Origin of the sequence: Plesiomonas sp., from assembly GCF_051652165.1 — a bacterium.
Taxonomy (GTDB): domain Bacteria; phylum Pseudomonadota; class Gammaproteobacteria; order Enterobacterales; family CAMTGL01; genus Plesiomonas.
Genome location: NZ_JBOFTR010000003.1, coordinates 207,979 through 224,915 on the forward strand (window position 1 = coordinate 207,979; position 16,937 = coordinate 224,915).

General features: G+C 45.0%; 17 protein-coding genes and 1 other RNA gene. 4 read left to right on the forward strand and 14 right to left on the reverse strand.

Annotation, left to right across the window (positions count from 1 at the left end; genetic code table 11):
- Positions 1-2: 2 nt before the first annotated feature.
- From mraY to rsmI, 9 genes are all read right to left on the reverse strand, one after another.
- A complete protein-coding gene (gene mraY, locus ACRC53_RS02225; protein ID WP_438641939.1) occupies positions 3-1,085 on the reverse strand; it encodes a phospho-N-acetylmuramoyl-pentapeptide-transferase in 1,083 nt (360 codons plus the stop codon).
- The gene (gene murF, locus ACRC53_RS02230; protein ID WP_438641940.1) at positions 1,079-2,467 is read right to left on the reverse strand and encodes a UDP-N-acetylmuramoyl-tripeptide--D-alanyl-D-alanine ligase; all 1,389 of its coding nucleotides are present in this window, start codon (positions 2,465-2,467) and stop codon (positions 1,079-1,081) included. Before murF ends, mraY begins: the two co-directional genes overlap by 7 nt.
- The gene (gene murE / locus ACRC53_RS02235) at positions 2,464-3,951 is read right to left on the reverse strand and encodes a UDP-N-acetylmuramoyl-L-alanyl-D-glutamate--2,6-diaminopimelate ligase (RefSeq protein WP_438641941.1); all 1,488 of its coding nucleotides are present in this window, start codon (positions 3,949-3,951) and stop codon (positions 2,464-2,466) included. Before murE ends, murF begins: the two co-directional genes overlap by 4 nt.
- The gene (gene ftsI / locus ACRC53_RS02240) at positions 3,938-5,698 is read right to left on the reverse strand and encodes a peptidoglycan glycosyltransferase FtsI (RefSeq protein ID WP_438641942.1); all 1,761 of its coding nucleotides are present in this window, start codon (positions 5,696-5,698) and stop codon (positions 3,938-3,940) included. The genes murE and ftsI overlap by 14 nt, the downstream gene beginning before the upstream one ends.
- Positions 5,698-6,012 (reverse strand): cell division protein FtsL, encoded by a 315-nt coding sequence (gene ftsL, locus ACRC53_RS02245; protein WP_438641943.1) that lies wholly within the window; start codon positions 6,010-6,012, stop codon positions 5,698-5,700. Before ftsL ends, ftsI begins: the two co-directional genes overlap by 1 nt.
- On the reverse strand, positions 6,009-6,950 hold the full coding sequence (gene rsmH / locus ACRC53_RS02250; protein WP_438642012.1) for a 16S rRNA (cytosine(1402)-N(4))-methyltransferase RsmH: 942 nt from the start codon (positions 6,948-6,950) through the stop codon (positions 6,009-6,011). The genes ftsL and rsmH overlap by 4 nt, the downstream gene beginning before the upstream one ends.
- Positions 6,951-6,952: 2 nt before the next feature.
- A complete protein-coding gene (gene mraZ, locus ACRC53_RS02255) occupies positions 6,953-7,411 on the reverse strand; it encodes a division/cell wall cluster transcriptional repressor MraZ (RefSeq protein WP_438641944.1) in 459 nt (152 codons plus the stop codon).
- Between the two features lie 345 nt (positions 7,412-7,756).
- Positions 7,757-8,128, reverse strand: an RNA gene (gene rnpB / locus ACRC53_RS02260) — RNase P RNA component class A.
- A gap of 57 nt (positions 8,129-8,185) precedes the next feature.
- The gene (rsmI, locus tag ACRC53_RS02265; protein ID WP_438641945.1) at positions 8,186-9,052 is read right to left on the reverse strand and encodes a 16S rRNA (cytidine(1402)-2'-O)-methyltransferase; all 867 of its coding nucleotides are present in this window, start codon (positions 9,050-9,052) and stop codon (positions 8,186-8,188) included.
- Between the two features lie 148 nt (positions 9,053-9,200).
- Here rsmI and ACRC53_RS02270 point away from each other — a divergent pair, with 148 nt between their 5' ends.
- The 4 genes from ACRC53_RS02270 to dolP all read left to right on the forward strand — a co-directional run bounded on the left by ACRC53_RS02270 (position 9,201) and on the right by dolP (position 12,658).
- Positions 9,201-11,027 carry a penicillin-binding protein activator gene (locus tag ACRC53_RS02270; RefSeq protein ID WP_438641946.1) on the forward strand — a complete coding sequence of 609 codons (1,827 nt, stop codon included), beginning with the start codon at positions 9,201-9,203 and terminating at the stop codon, positions 11,025-11,027.
- 7 nt (positions 11,028-11,034) lie between these two features.
- Positions 11,035-11,412 (forward strand): YraN family protein, encoded by a 378-nt coding sequence (locus ACRC53_RS02275; RefSeq protein ID WP_438641947.1) that lies wholly within the window; start codon positions 11,035-11,037, stop codon positions 11,410-11,412.
- Between the two features lie 8 nt (positions 11,413-11,420).
- Positions 11,421-12,011, forward strand: coding sequence for a DnaA initiator-associating protein DiaA (diaA, locus tag ACRC53_RS02280; RefSeq protein ID WP_438641948.1), 591 nt, complete (start codon positions 11,421-11,423; stop codon positions 12,009-12,011).
- Between the two features lie 71 nt (positions 12,012-12,082).
- Positions 12,083-12,658, forward strand: a complete 576-nt coding sequence (dolP, locus tag ACRC53_RS02285; RefSeq protein ID WP_438641949.1) for a division/outer membrane stress-associated lipid-binding lipoprotein — start codon at positions 12,083-12,085, stop codon at positions 12,656-12,658.
- A 219-nt stretch (positions 12,659-12,877) separates the two neighbouring features.
- Here the strand turns inward: dolP and sspB are convergent, their stop codons facing one another.
- The 5 genes from sspB to petA form a co-directional block, all read right to left on the reverse strand.
- Positions 12,878-13,369: a ClpXP protease specificity-enhancing factor gene (sspB, locus tag ACRC53_RS02290; protein ID WP_438641950.1), complete on the reverse strand. Its 492-nt coding sequence runs from the start codon at positions 13,367-13,369 to the stop codon at positions 12,878-12,880.
- A 2-nt stretch (positions 13,370-13,371) separates the two neighbouring features.
- The gene (sspA, locus tag ACRC53_RS02295) at positions 13,372-14,013 is read right to left on the reverse strand and encodes a stringent starvation protein SspA (RefSeq protein ID WP_438641951.1); all 642 of its coding nucleotides are present in this window, start codon (positions 14,011-14,013) and stop codon (positions 13,372-13,374) included.
- Positions 14,014-14,112: 99 nt separating this feature from the next.
- A complete protein-coding gene (locus tag ACRC53_RS02300) occupies positions 14,113-14,862 on the reverse strand; it encodes a cytochrome c1 (protein ID WP_438641952.1) in 750 nt (249 codons plus the stop codon).
- On the reverse strand, positions 14,859-16,073 hold the full coding sequence (locus ACRC53_RS02305) for a cytochrome b (RefSeq protein WP_438641953.1): 1,215 nt from the start codon (positions 16,071-16,073) through the stop codon (positions 14,859-14,861). Before ACRC53_RS02305 ends, ACRC53_RS02300 begins: the two co-directional genes overlap by 4 nt.
- Positions 16,074-16,670 carry a ubiquinol-cytochrome c reductase iron-sulfur subunit gene (gene petA / locus ACRC53_RS02310; RefSeq protein ID WP_438641954.1) on the reverse strand — a complete coding sequence of 199 codons (597 nt, stop codon included), beginning with the start codon at positions 16,668-16,670 and terminating at the stop codon, positions 16,074-16,076. It lies immediately after the preceding gene.
- Between the last annotated feature and the right edge of the window lie 267 nt (positions 16,671-16,937).

Here is a 16,937-nt window from a genome sequence, read left to right on the forward strand (position 1 = left end):
CCTTAGCGAATTTTCAGTGTAGCTAGACCAATAAGGACTAACATCAGTGAAATTATCCAAAAACGCACAATAACTCGCGGTTCAGGCCAGCCTTTTAGTTCATAGTGATGGTGGATAGGTGCCATTCGAAAAATACGTTGTCCACGCAATTTAAATGATCCAACCTGTAAAATAACTGACAGTGTTTCCATGACAAACACACCGCCCATAATGAACAGAAGAAATTCTTGGCGTAATAACACGGCAATGATTCCTAATGCCCCACCGAGTGCTAATGAGCCGACATCCCCCATAAAAACTTGGGCAGGGTAGGTGTTAAACCACAAAAAACCTAAACCAGCACCGACCATAGCCGTACAAACCACGACCAATTCACCGCTATACCGAATATAAGGAATATGCAAATATTCAGCAAAATTGACGTTACCCGTTGCCCATGCCACAAGCCCTAATCCTGCGGCAACAAATACGGTTGGCATAATGGCTAAACCATCAAGCCCATCGGTCAAATTCACAGCATTACTTGTACCAACAACAACAAAATAGGTTAATAAAATATATGACAACCCCAGTTGTGGCATGATGTCTTTGAAAAAAGGCACAACCAACTGAGTTGCGGGAGTATCTTTACCTATCGCAAATAAAACAAAGGCAACAAGTAAAGCAATGACTGACTGCCAAAAGTATTTCCAGCGAGCAATCAGACCTTTACTGTCTTTACGGACAACTTTACGGTAATCATCAACAAACCCAACAACACCGTAGCCTAGCAATACAAACAGTACACACCAGACATATAAGTTACTTAAGTTAGCCCACAACAATACAGAAATACTGATTGATGCCAGTATCATGATCCCGCCCATAGTTGGCGTACCACGTTTACTAAAGTGTGACTCAGGGCCATCATTACGAACAACTTGGCCAATTTGCAGTTTTTGCAACCATGCAATTAAACGTGGCCCCATCCACAATGCAATTGCTAATGCAGTTAATAAACTGACAATGGCCCGCAACGTTAAATAAGAGAAAACGTGAAAACCGGTATAATACTGTGCCAGTAGCTCTGCTAACCAAACTAACATGAATATGTCTCCTGCAACGCTTGCACTACTTGCTCCATTGCAGCACTGCGTGAACCTTTAACTAAAACGGTGACTGCCGTTTGTGCCTGTAAATATGTAGATATTTGTGACAATAATGCTGCAATAAGGGTTGATTTTTCAGTGAAGTGCTGCCCCTGACTAGGCTGGCTGATCGCTGCGCTTAATGTACCAACACTCATTATGTGGGTCAGGCCGGCTTGTAGTGCACTGATCCCTACATCATGATGGCATTCTAAACTGTCTGGACCTAACTCCCCCATATCCCCTACCACAAAGATTTGTATACCTGACTGTTGAGCTAATACTTTGATAGCTGCCTGCATTGACCCAACGTTGGCATTATAAGTGTCATCAATCACTAACAATTGCGGAGTAATCTGTAATGGGAATAATCGCCCTTTAACTGGTTGTAACGAGAGTAAGCCCGCGGCAATATCATTAAGCGTTGCGCCAACAGACAAACTCAATGCCGCTGCAGCTAATGCATTAGCAATATTGTGTTGGCCTGGATAAGGCAATTTAATCGGTACACTTCCTTGCGGGGTACAGAGTGTAAACTCAGTTACTCCCTGCACAATAGTGATGTTTTCAGCACAATAATCTGCAGGTTGAGTCAGTGACCATGTTTTGACTGATTTTCCAATAAAATAGGGTTGCCATGCTTGGTAATCCTCAATATCCAGATTAACAATAGCGGTACCGCCTTTGGATAACCCTTGATAAACTTCACCTTTTGCTTGATGTACACCCGCGAGTGAGCCAAACCCTTCAAGGTGTGCAGCCATCACGTTATTGACCAATGCAACGTCTGGCTGAACTAACGCAGTGGTATAGGCAATTTCGCCAATATGGTTTGCACCAAGTTCGATAACGGCATAGTCATGTTCAGCCGTTAGACGCAGCAAGGTCAGTGGAACACCGATATCGTTGTTAAAATTACCAGCAGTACTGAGCACCGAACCACACTGACGTAAAATAGCGGCTGTCATCTCTTTTACGGTTGTTTTACCAGACGAGCCGGTCATCGCGACCACACGAGCACGTGATTGCTGGCGTACCCACTGTGCTAGTAGACCGAGCGCAATACGGGTATCTGCTACCACACACTGCGGTACTGATTGCAGCCGTTCATCGGTCAGGTAGTGATCAACAAGTAGGGCTTGTGCACCGCTCTCAATTGCGTGCAGTACAAAATTGTGTGCATCAAAACGCTCGCCCCGTAGGGCTATAAATAAGCCGCCTTCAGTAAGCTGACGCGTATCAGTTGTGACCTGAGTAATAATAGATGTGGAAGAGGCAGCTCCTAATCGTAACTGCCCACCGACAATGTCAGTCAGAGTGCCAAGTGTTAAAGGGATCATGCGACAACTCCTAGCAAACGTGCAACTGTCTCACGATCAGAGTAATCAAACTTACGCTGACCAATAATCTGGTAATCCTCATGCCCTTTACCTGCTATCAACACAACATCATCAGCACGCGCATTCATGATCACGGCTGTCACCGCTTCTGCACGGCCAGCGATAACCTGAGCACTGGCAGGATTAAGCAAACCGGTCAGAATATCGGCCACAATCGCCTGTGGCTCTTCGGTGCGTGGGTTATCATCGGTAATCACAACACAATCAGCTAATTGCTCTGCAATTGCCCCCATCAGTGGGCGCTTACCGCGATCACGATCACCACCACATCCAAACACACACCATAAACGCCCATGACAATGTAAACGGGCCGCTTCCAGTGCTTTTTCCAATGCATCAGGTGTATGAGCATAATCAACCAACACTGTTGGTCGCGCAGGAGCAGTGAATACCTCCATCCGCCCACACACTGGTTGTAATTTCGCGGCCGTATTCACTAAATCAGACAACGAATAACCGAGTGCCAATAATGTTGCAAATACCAATGCAAGATTACTGACATTAAATGCCCCCATCAGGTGGCTTTCAATTTCACAAGAGCCCCAACTAGAATCAAGTTGTATACGCGCACCTTGATTATGATAATCAACTGCAGTCACCTGTAACCAACGTCCGCCCCAATCTGATCGTCGTGGCATTGTCATGCTAACAGCGACAGCATCAGGTCGCTGTGTTAGCCACTCGCGCCCGATAGCATCATCTGCATTAATAATTGCCTGCTCAACATGATGCATCTGAAAGAGTCGCCATTTGGCATCGGCATAATTTGACATGCTGCCATGATAATCAAGGTGGTCACGGCTTAAATTGGTAAAGACTGCAGCAGCAAATTTCAATGCAGCAACGCGCTCTTGTACTAATCCGTGTGAAGACACTTCCATTGCCGCAAAAGTAGCACCTTGCTGACAAAGATCATTGAGCGTGTGCTGAACATCAACGGCAGAACCGGTCGTATTATCTGCTGGCGTAATTTGCCCTAATAGCCCGTTCCCTACCGTGCCCATCACTGCAGCGCGTTCACCAAGCAGAGCACTCCATTGTGCTAACAACTGTGCTGTAGTGGTTTTTCCGTTTGTACCAGTAATCCCAACTAGTGTTAATTTTTCACTTGGCTGATGATAAAAACGCCCTGCTAATGCAGATAAACGGTGATTGAGCTCTGTTAAATACACCACAGGTACACCATGAACTTCACGTATTGTACCGTTTGATGCTTCGCCCTCTGCTTCAGCAATAATTGCAGCCACACCTTGAGCAATCGCTTGGGGTATGTAGCGTCGACCGTCTGTCTTATGCCCCATCACAGCAATAAATAGATCACCTGCAGCCGCAGTGCGGCTATCTAAGGTCATCTCCCGTAACGCGCACGCAGGCGCATTCTCTACCCAAGGCGCTAATAAAGTGCGCAGATCATGTGTTGACACGGGCGTGACTACTCCTGTTAATAACCACTTCATCACCCGCAGGCAAGGCATCTGGGGCGATATTGAGGATCCGCAAAGCTCCACCCATAATGGCAGAGAAGATAGGTGCAGATACCGCACCACCGTAATATTGCCCCGCTTGAGGCTCGTTAATCACTACAACCAATGCCAAACGTGGATTGCTTGCAGGCGCAACACCAGCCGTATAGGCAATATACTTATCAATATATTTTCCGTTTGGACCAATCTTTTTTGCCGTACCGGTTTTAATTGCAACGCGATACCCTTCAACTGCCGCACGTCGACCACCGCCTCCCGGTAATGCCACGCTCTCCATCATATGAACAACTTTACGAGTCACATCCTCAGAGAAAACACGCGTGCCTTCAACAGGGGGATCAACTTTCGTAATCGACAGTGGACGATAAATACCAAAACTACCTAACGTAGCATACGCTCTTGCTAACTGAAGTGGTGTAACAAGCAACCCGTATCCGAAAGCAAACGTTGCACGTTCAATGTCAGCCCAGCGTGGCTTTTGCAACATCATACCGGTACTCTCACCGACCAACCCTAAATTGGTAGGCTGACCAAAACCAAATTTCGTATACGTTTCAGGTAAGGCTGTTTCTGGCATTGCTAATGCCAAATGAGAAACACCAACGTTACTCGATTTTTGTAAAATACCGGTTAATGTTAATTCTGGATAAACGACAGTGTCTCGCACACGATGCCCATTCAAATAGAATGGCATAGTATTAAGTACCGCTGACTCTTTAACGATTTTTCTGTCTAACGCTGTCAAGATGACCAGGGGTTTTACTGTTGAACCCGGTTCAAATGTGTCAGTAATCGCGCGATTTCGATAGTGTGAACTGTCAACTTGTACTCGATTATTCGGGTTATACGATGGTAAGTTTGCCATTGCTAAGACTTCACCAGTCTGTACATCAAGCAAAACAATAGAGCCTGATTCCGCTTTATTAAATGCCACTGCATTTTTTAACTCGCGGTAGGCCATTGCCTGTAAACGCTCATCAATACTCAATGACAAATCATGTGCAGCACGGCTTTCAACTGAAGAGATATTCTCAACAACACGTCCAAAACGGTCTTTGCGTACAGTTCGTTTACCAGGTTCACCAGTTAACCAAGTATCAAAACTCTTCTCTACCCCTTCAATGCCTTTACCATCAATATTGGTAAAGCCAATAATGTGTGCACTCACTTCGCCACTAGGATAGAAACGGCGAGACTCTTGCTTAAGATAAATCCCTGGAATTTTCAAGTCACGCACATAACTGGCCAGTGAAGGGCTAATTTGACGTGCTAAATAGATAAAACGAGAAGTTGGATTAGTTTTAACACGCGAGATCAGTTTATCCAGAGGGATACCCAACGCATCGGCTAATGCTGCCCAACGTTCGGTTTTATCCAATGACGCTTTATCAGCAATCTCTTTCGGATCAGCCCAAATAGCATCAACAGGCACACTCACGGCCAATGGACGACCTGCTCTGTCAGTAATCATTCCACGCGGTGTCGCAACAGATTGCACCCGTAATGAGCGCATATCCCCTTCACGAATCAAACGATCAGGATTAATCACTTGAATCCAACTAGCGCGTAGCAATAGGCCCAACAAAGCCAATACCATTACACCGCCAATGAGCAAATAGCGCCAATGGATAAAACTTGATGTCTCTTCTGTTTTTTTTGCTGCTGCCGTTCGGGTTGGTTTACTCATTACTGTTTAACCACTTTTTCCTGAGCAGGCGATACGCGCTGCATTTGCAATTTCTCAACAGACAGCCGTTCAACTCGGTTATGTTCACCAAGCGCATTCTCTTCTAAGATCAAGTTACGCCACTCGATATCTAACGCATCACGCTCTAATATCAGATGTTCACGCTCAACACTGAGTAAGCGTGTACGGTGTGTACTAAGAACCACGGCAATCGCAGAGCAAAACACTAACACTAATAACAAAAGTGGCAGCTTACCGAAACGGCACAAATCCTCACTGATAATAGAGGGTAACGAATGACGTTCAGCACTCATCTTTCTGTTGTCCGCTCGGCTAAACGCAGTACTGCACTACGCGAGCGTGCATTACGCTCAATTTCATCTTCTGAAGGCATAATTGCTTTACCTATTGCCATCATTTTTTTACCATGAGCAAGTTGTGCTTCGGTTAATGGTAATCCCGCAGGGATCTCAGGGCCTTTACTTTGACGACGAATAAAACGTTTTACAATTCGATCTTCAAGCGAATGGAAACTGATCACTGACAAACGCCCCCCTTCAGCTAAAATAGGCAATGAGCCTTCAAGCGCACGCTCAATCTCTTCCAACTCGCTGTTGATATAAATACGAATCGCTTGGAAAGTGCGTGTTGCTGGGTGCTTATGTTTCTCTTTAAACGGGCTGGCAATGGCAATTAACTCCGCCAACTCACGTGTACGAGTCATCGGGTTTTCGGCGTTACGCTCAACAATGGCACGCGCAATACGTTTAGCAAAACGCTCTTCACCAAACGTTTTTAAGACCCAAGCAATATCATCTGCCTCTGCTTTCATCAGCCATTCTGCCGCTGATTGACCGCATGACTGATCCATACGCATATCCAACGGGCCATCGCGCATAAAACTAAAGCCGCGCTCTGCCTCATCTAATTGAGGGGAAGAGACACCAAGATCAAGTAAAAAGCCATTGATCTTACCGTTAAGTCCTAATTCATTAACATAGTGCTGCACATTAGAAAATGGCCCATGAATAATCTGAAAACGGGGGTCATCAATAGTGTTGGCTTCTGCAATTGCACGTAAATCACGATCAATAGCAATCAAACGGCCTTCTGGACCTAATTTTGACAAAATTAGACGAGAGTGCCCGCCACGGCCAAATGTACCATCAATGTAAATACCGTCAGGGTGAATGGCTAACCCCTCTACGGCCTCTTGTAGCAGAACGGTGATATGCTGGTAATTTTCAGACATCATTATAAACACAGATCCTGTAATCGGGCCGATAACGTATGTGGTGTCATCCGCTCCGCTTGAATATCATGTTGGATTTGTTGCTGCCAAACATCAGCACGCCAAATCTCAAATTTATTGAGCTGTCCTACTAGCACTATCTCTTTCACTAAATCTGCATACAGACGCAAATGAGCAGCTAACAGAACTCGCCCTGCACTGTCAATTTCACACTCAGTAGCGTGCCCTAATAATAAACGCTGAATACGCCGTTCATCTGGGTTGATACTCGACAAGGTCATCAATTTTTGTTCTATCCGCTCCCACTCAGGCAGCGGATAGAACAGTAAGCATGGGTGGTGAATATCGAGCGTACAAACAAGCTGCCCCTGATATGCCTCTACCAATGATGTGCGGTAGCGAGTGGGAACAGCCATACGCCCTTTATTATCTAAATTTAATGTATGGGTACCACGAAACATAACTTAATGCCCCTCTTGCTACCCAAAAATCACCACTAAAACCCATAAAGTCCCACAAATGCAAGTTTACGGAGGGGGGAAAAAGCTTGTCAAGCAAAGAACCGCATGAATTACCACACGAACAAGAGAAATAGAGTATTTCCTACTTTGCACTATCGTTTAGTCAAAATGGCAAGCGATAAATAAAACACTTAGTGTTATTTATTGAATGAAAAGTGTGGGCGAAAGCAAAATACGGTTATCTATTCGTATTAAAGAAAAATGGGCAGCAAATAGACTTATCACATGCTTGTATTACAGATAACAAAAAAGCCACGTTTTTCAACGTGGCTTTTTTGTTTGAAACGAGGGAATTAGCCGATAAGCCGGGTTCTGTCGTGGACAGTCATTCCTCTAGGCCAGCACTCGCGCGTTGGCTCAAGCAACCTACCCGGGTTCAATGCGGGCCGCACCAATGAACCCCTATTTGGTCTTGCTCCGGGTGGAGTTTACCGTGCCACGAACTGTTACCAGTCGCGCGGTGCGCTCTTACCGCACCCTTTCACCCTTACCTGATCCCTTACGGGCCATCGGCGGTTTGCTCTCTGTTGCACTAGTCGTAGGCTTGCGCCTCCCAGGCGTTACCTGGCACCCTGCCCTATGGAGCCCGGACTTTCCTCTCCTCCGTGTGTCTCCCCGAAGGGACGACCACGAAGCAGCGACTGTCTAGCTAACTCCGCAGCGGATTATATAGAGAAACAGCTCACTGTGCTAGTGAAATACACCACAAGGCTACTACTCGGTGAAATGTTCTAATCCATAACGATATAACGCATTTTTCTTAACGCCATGAATCTCAGCAGTTAATGCTGCCGCTTTCTTCAACGGAAGATCTTGTACCAATAAGCTTAAAGTTTTGATCACCAAGGCAGACAATGCATCATCTTCAGCCGGTTTAGCGCCTTCAACCACCAGCACCATTTCGCCACGTCGACGCACTTCATCTTCTTGCACCCATGCCAATAACTCACCGACCGGTGCACCATACAGTGTTTCCCAGGTTTTAGTTAACTCACGGGCTAAGACAACGTAACGATCAGCACCTAAAACCGTAACCATATCTTGCAAACTATCGAGCAAACGGTGAGTAGATTCATAGAAAATTAACGTGCGTGGTTCTTCTAAGATGGCATGTAGAGCATCTTGTCGACCTTTACTTTTTGCAGGTAAAAAACCTTCAAAACAGAAACGATCAGAGGCGATTCCTGAAGCACTCAACGCTGTGATTGCAGCACATGGTCCCGGTAATGGAACTACCTTAATATTCACTTCACGGCAACGACGTACTAAATGAAAACCAGGATCACTAATCAGTGGTGTTCCTGCATCAGAAATCAGTGCAATACTATTGCCTTGCAGCAATTTTTCGACTAAAACCTCCGCTTTTTGTTGCTCGTTATGATCATGTAACGCAAAAAAACGCGCTTGTATGCCAAAATGCTGCAACAATAAACCACTATGACGGGTATCTTCAGCGGCAACCAGATCAACCTGTTGCAACACCTTTAATGCCCGTTGTGTAATATCATCTAAGTTACCAATTGGCGTGGGAACTATGTATAAAGTTGCTGGGGTGATGAAAGATTGTTCAGTAGCTTTCATTGTATAGACTTCATTGCCGATTTAAGATTAACCGTCTCTAGGAAGAAACGTGATTGGGATACCCATGCTTGCCTCTTTATACACTCGCGTCAATGTTAGACGCATAATTTTACCTATTTTTGCCACTTTAATGCTGAGCGCATGCCAAATGCCACTGCATTCAAATGGCAATACTCCGTCATCCTCTGATCTGCTAGCATCATCAGCCTATTATCTGCAACAAGCCAACATCAGCACAGCCAGTGAAAAAACGCCGTGGCAATTATTAGCGGTGCAAGCGTTGCTAAAAGAAAACAACATTGCACAAGCCACTATCGAGCTACGTAAAATCAAAGAGCCTTTGAGCGATGTACAACGTCATGAACAACTGCTTTTGTGGGCAGATATTGCCTTAGCACAAAAAGATCCGGCCCATGCTGCAGCCAAACTCGCTATGCTAAATGTGGCGCAGTTAACCCCTGCGCAGAAAGTGCGTTATTACCGTGCGAAAATTGCACTGAATAACAGCCAAAATCAGATTATTGAAGCTGTACGTGATCATATTGCGCTTGATCAATATCTCACTGATGCAACACAAAAACAGCAAAATAACGATCAAACTTGGTTAGCCTTGACTAAAGTGTCAACTGCACAACTCTCCCAAGCGATTGTTAACCCTAAAGAGAGCATCTTAATAGGTTGGCTTGATTTAGCACGCGTGTATCAAGATAATCGTTACAACTTACCACAACTTAAAGCCGGTATTGCCGAGTGGAAAGCGCGTTTCCCTGAACACCCAGCTGCAATTACACTACCTACCCCCTTAAGCCAATATCTAACACTGCCAGTAACCAGTATGGATGCTATCGGTCTATTATTGCCTGTCAGTGGTCAGAACAAAGCACTTGGCGATGCCATTCGTCAGGGTTTTATGGCTGGTATGCTTGAGGATACAGCACGTAACCCGAATGTTCGTGTTCAGGTTTACGACACAGCGGATAAACCTCTTCCTGCACTGTTACAACAAGCAGAACAAGAAGGTGTGCGTACTCTTGTTGGCCCACTCTTAAAAAATCGGGTTGATGAATTAATGCAGATGCAACTACCAGCGGGTTTATCTATTTTAACCCTCAATCAACCTGAAAACCCGAATGCCAATCCAAATCTTTGTTACTATGCGCTCTCACCTGAAGATGAAGCACGTGATGCCGCACAACATATTTGGGCTCAAGGCCAACGCACTCCACTGATATTAGTGCCAAGCTCACCGTTTGGGCAGCGTGTTGCTAGTGCATTTAGCCGTAAGTGGCAAGAATTAAGCGGTGAACAACCTACGATTCAGTACTTTGGTTCAACAACGGCTTTACGCCAATCAATTAATCAAAGCCTGCGGAATCAAGGTAAAGCTGACATCATGCGCCAAGCTTTAGGTGTGTCACTGCAAGCAGATGCAACACATGGTCCAATTGATGCCATTTATTATGTCACTACACCCGATGAACTCGCACTCCTCAAACCGTTTGTCGATGCGGCCATTATGCCGGGATATCAGCGCCCCGCACTCTATGCAAGCTCACGCAGTAACCAAGCAGGAAATGGCCCAGATTTTCGTTTAGAGATGGATGGTGTGCAGTTTAGTGATATCCCTATGCTGACAACAGCTAACTCACCTGCAGCACAGCAAGTTGCGCAAATTTGGCATAATCCTGATTATTCACTCTCTCGCTTATATGCAATGGGTATGGATGCATGGTCATTAGCTAATCACCTCAATGAGTTGCGCCAAGTCAGTGGTTATCAATATGCAGGGCAAACTGGTTTACTCAGTGCAGATGAAGCTTGCACTGTGGACCGTAAACTCAACTGGCTGCGCTATCAAAATGGGGCACTGGTACCCGTAGCATCAACAGATAATACTGCCATTACTCCACCATCATCCTCAGATACCCCGTATACAGGGGCAGCCTCTGAGCCTGTAGCAATACCAGCACAATAATGACGTAGTGACCATCATCAACAAGTCTTCACAACGTCAATGCGGCGCTTACTATGAACACATAGCGCGCCGCTATTTAGAACAGCATGGGCTGTGTTTTATCGCAGCTAATGTAACCGTTCGTGGTGGAGAGTTGGATTTGATTATGCGTGATCAAGATGATTGGATTTTTGTTGAAGTACGTTATCGACGCTCAAACCATTACGGATCAGCAGTTGAGAGTATTACAACAAAAAAACAACAACGCTTGCATCATGCTGCTGCAACTTGGTTTCACCAGCGTGGATTAAGTATAGATACACAATATTGTCGCTTCGATATTGTGGCAATTGACGGGCCAGATGAGACTATCAACTGGTATCGTAACACCTTACAACATCAATGACAGACGTTATGTTAGAGCAAATTAAAGCCTGCTTTACTGAAAGCATCCAAACACAAATTGCTGCAGCCGAAGCATTGCCTGATGCAATTGCCAGAGCCGCGATGATCATGGCTCAAAGCCTACTCAACGGTAATAAAATTTTATGTTGCGGTAACGGAGCATCTGCCGCCAATGCACAACACTTTACAGCCTGTTTAGTCAACCGTTATGAAACGGAACGCCCCAGCTTACCCGCTATTGCCCTCACAGCGGATAGCATTATGCTCACTGCGATCGGTAATGATGATTTGCATGCTGAGGTCTACTCAAAACAGGTACGCGCATTAGGGCAAAATGGTGATATTTTGCTCGCAATTTCAACTAAAGGTAATAGTAAAGATATTGTTAAAGCCGTAGAGGCTGCTGTTACGCGGGATATGACCATTATTGCGTTAACTGGATGTGATGGCGGTATTTTAGCCGGATTACTTGGTGAACAAGATGTTGAAATACGCATACCTTCTCATCGGCAAGCCCGTATTCAAGAGATGCATATGCTGACACTAAATTGTTTAAGTGATTTAATCGATCGTACATTATTTCCGCATCAAGATAATTAATATGCCCCGCTCAGCAGGGTGTATGACGTAAATATAACAAGAAATAATTTAACTCATCGAAGGAGAGCGCCATGAGTGTCACCCGTAAACTGGGCATTATTCTACTAGCCTTTATGTTACAAGGATGTATTGGTGCTGTTTTAGTCGGGTCAGCGGCAGTAGCCGGTAAAGTTGCCACAGATCCACGCTCAGTCGGTGGACAAATTGACGATGAAACCCTTGAGTTACGTGTTGGCGATGCGTTATCAAAAGATGCACAACTGCGTAAAGAGGCAAGAGTTTTAGCTACTGCCTATGAAGGGCGAGTATTACTTGTCGGTGAAACACCCACACCGCTACTGTCAAAACACGCAGCACAAATTGCTGCAGGTGTTGCAGGTGTTACTGCTGTCTATAACGAAATTCGTATTAGCAAACCTATTAGCTTTGGTACTATTTCAAATGATACGTGGGTCACAACCAAAGTAAAATCTCAACTGCTCGCAAGCGATAAAGTTAAAGCCAGTAATGTAAAAGTTACCACTGAAAATAGCGAAGTGTTTTTAATTGGAAAACTAACGCGGGCAGAAGCGGAAGAGGCAACAAATATTGCGCGAAATGTTGCAGGAGTCAGACGAGTTGTCAAAGTGTTTGAATACCTGAACTGAATACCGAATTAACGTAGGCCGTTGTTAAATGTAAGGCATAAAGATCGGTCAAAAAATCCGTCAGTAATCAGCAAAAGATAAAAAAAATGCAGCATATGCTGCATTTTTTTATCTTTTTCTATGGATTATCAGCAAATACTGTCCAACGATGAAATCGTCAGTATAAATATATACTGTCATTTTTGATATCGCGTATCTGCAATAATCAATACACCAACGTTATTTTACTACCCTTAGCGTTGGTTTTGTCCGCGGACGTGGGGGCTCATTATCAGGATCAGGCTCCCCATCTGCCAGCTCTTCAACTAGTGCTAATGCAGGCTCAGGCTCGACCGGTGATAATACCTCTGATGAATGAATCATTTCATCTTCAGGAATATCATAAGCTACCTCAGGCTCAAACAGAGTACCCGCACCATTTTCACGGGCGTACAGAGCCAATACCGCCGCAAGTGGAACATCCACTTGCTGTGGTATACCGCCAAATCGAGCATTAAACCTTACTGCATCATTACCCAACTCCAGATTTCCCACAGCACGAGGGGCTATGTTCAGCACTATCTGACCATCACGTACGAACTCCATCGGAACTTGTACATTAGGTAACATAGCATCCACCACCAAATGGGGAGTCAAGTCATTATCTAACAACCAGTCATAATAAGCCCGAACCAGATAGGGCCGACGTGGTTTCATCTGGGTTACTTCCATATTTAGACCTTACCGTGTAGACGAATTTCACGCTCTGATTCTGTCAATGCGGCTAAAAATGCATCACGCTCAAACACGCGAGTCATATAGGCTTTAAGCTCTTTCGCACCAGGCCCACTCAACTCAATGCCCAGCACGGGTAAACGCCATAACAGCGGTGTTAGGTAACAGTCAACGAGGCTGAACTCCTCACTCATAAAGAACGGATATTCTGCAAAAACAGGAGCAATTGCCAGAAGCTCTTCACGCAGTTGTTTACGTGCCATATCTGCTTCAGCCGGTGTACCTTGCTCAATTTTCTCAAGCAATGTGTACCAATCTTGTTCAATACGGTACATCATCTGACGGCTCTGACCACGAGCAACAGGGTAAACAGGCATCAGTGGTGGATGAGGAAAACGCTCGTCCAAATACTCCATGATAATACGCGCGTTGTATAATACTAACTCACGGTCGACCAACGTTGGTACGGAATTATACGGATTTAGATCAAGCAAATCTTCTGGTAGATGCTCGGCATCAACCTGCTCAATTTCTACGCTCACGCCTTTTTCAGCAAGAACAATGCGAACTTGATGACTATAAATATCGGTTGCACCAGAAAATAGCGTCATCACCGAGCGTTTGTTAGCTGCAATAGCCATTCAACCCTCCACTTTCACTCAAATACACAAACAGCAAAAGGGGGCTCGAGCCCCCATGCCGGTCGGATAAACCGAAAAACAGGCTTCAGTTTCGCATAATTAGTGTACGTCGCGCCAGTATTCCTTTTTCAGCAAGTAAGCCATGATGAAAAAGAGCACTAAAAACCCGAGTACCCAATAACCGATATACTGACGTTCTTTTTTCATTGGTTCACCAGAATATTCCAAAAAGTTAGTAATATCGCGCACGGCGTTATCATACTCTTCAGCATTTAGCTCCCCTTGACGTACAATCTCAGTACCAACAATCACTTCATGTGGCTGGCCATCAATTTCATGTGTCTCTTTTTTCGCTATTGGTGTTCCTTGCAACTCTTCTAACACGTGCGGCATTCCCACATTTGGGAAAACCGTGTTATTGACACCGAATGGTCGGCTTGAGTCAGCATAAAAAGAGTGTAAATAGGTATAAATCCAATCAGGACTACGCAAACGAGCCTCTAACGTTAAATCTGGAGGAGGCGCACCAAACCAAGCTGCAGCACTCTTTTGCGGCATCGCATTCTCCATAAGATCCCCAATTTTTGCATGTGGATCAAAGATCAGATTTTGTGTCATTAACTCTGGTGGAATACCTAAATCCGTTGCAACTCTCTCATAGCGTTGATATTTAGTAGAATGACAGCCTGCACAATAATTCATAAATAATCTAGCACCATTTTGTAATGATGCTTTATCACTTAAATCATTGTTGGCTTTCATTAATGGCACACTTTCTGATGCATTTACAGGCAGCAACGTAGAGAGCACGGGTAACAACGCAAATAAAACAATCGTCAGTTTTTTCATTTGAATGTCACCCTTTCTGGCAAAGGCTTGGTTTTTTCATTTTTGCTGTAGAAAAACAGCAAAACAAAGAACATGAAATAACACACCGTAAAAATTTGCGATAACAAGGTATAGGTTGGTGTCGCTGGTAACGTCCCTAAAATACCTAACGCAATAAAACTAACGGTAAATAACCCGATATTCCAACGATGAAAAGCACTGCGATAACGCACTGATTTGACCTTACCACGATCAACCCATGGCAATAAAAACAGTACCGCTATCGATAAGCCCATCATAATTACCCCCAACAACTTGTCAGGAATGGCACGCAAAATAGCGTAGAACGGGGTGAAATACCAAACCGGTGCAATGTGTGGCGGTGTTTTTAAGCCATTTGCCGCTTCAAAGTTAGGTGGCTCAAGAAAGTACCCCCCCATTTCAGGGTTAAAAAAGATCACATAACAGAAGAAAAACAGAAAACCGGCGACCCCCATAATGTCTTTTACGGTGTAATAAGGGTGGAACGGAATGGCATCTTTTGGCCAGCCGTTGGCATCTTTATTCTTTTTGATCTCAATACCATCAGGGTTATTTGATCCCACTTCATGCAAAGCCACAATATGCAGGAAGACCAACAGTACCAACACCAACGGAACGGCAATCACGTGCAGAGCAAAAAAGCGATTCAGTGTAACACCCGAAATGACATAATCACCTCGGATCCACAATGTCAGCGCATCACCGATACCAGGGATTGCGCCAAACAGTGAAATGATCACCTGTGCTCCCCAAAATGACATCTGACCCCACGGCAACAAGTAGCCCATAAATGCTTCGGCCATTAATGCAAGAAAGAGCAGCATGCCGAAAATCCACAGCAACTCGCGCGGTTTTTGGTATGAACCGTAAATCAGCCCGCGGAACATGTGCATGTAGATGACAATAAAGAAGAACGAAGCACCGGTAGAGTGCATGTAACGCAGCAGCCAGCCGTACTCAACATCACGCATGATGTATTCGATAGAGGCAAATGCCCCTTCAGCAGACGGATTGTAGTTCATCGTCAACCAGATCCCAGTGATGATCTGATTCACCAACACAAGCATTGCCAGCGATCCGAAAAAATACCAAAAATTGAAGTTTTTCGGCGCAGGATATTCGCCAACATGTTTGTTGTAGGTTGCGGTTAAGGGGATCCTGGCATTAATCCAGTCGAGTAGAGTATTCATTTACGCAGCCACTCCCTTGTCATCTACGCCAATGATAATGGTATTGTCGTCGACAAATTTATACGGTGGGATCATCAAATTTAAGGGGGCGGGAACGCCCTGAAATACGCGACCGGCCATATCAAATTTTGAACCGTGGCACGGGCATAAGAAGCCTGATTGCACACCTTCAACTTGTACACCAAAGTTTTCTGGAATATAACTCGGTGAGCAACCTAAATGCGTACAAATCCCGACCGCAACAAAAATATCGGGTTTAATCGACCGATAAGGATTACTTGCATACTCAGGTTGTTGTGGTTCAGACGATTGTGGATCGCGCAATTTTCCATCGTGCGTGGCCAGTTCATCCAATACCACTTTGGTTCGACGCACAAGCCAGACAGGTTTCCCCCGCCACTCGACACGAATCAACTGCCCTTCTTCTAATTTGCTGATATCGACCTGAACCGGTGCACCTGCCGCCTTGGCCTTCGCACTGGGATTCCAGGATTTGATGAAGGGTACAGCTACAAAAACTGCCCCTACGCCACCGACTACGCCAGTTGCGGCAGTTAAAAAACGCCGGCGACTGTTGTTTACAGGCGCATTGTTCATCCCTCACTCTCCCATCGCATCCCGCTTGGTTATTATTATTTCCCTGCGGTCTTATTGCTTCCTGACGTGAAATCTCTTGCCCCCTACTAAAATATTAACATTTGAGTAGCATGAGATCCCCATAATTGCAAAAGTCACGCAAATAATAAGAAAAACAACACTTTTTGACAAGTTATTAAAACCTTTTTGCAACATATATAACAACAAAAAAGCCCAGCATACGCTGGGCTTTTTGAAGGTAATCTGTAACCGCCGAAGCGGTAACAA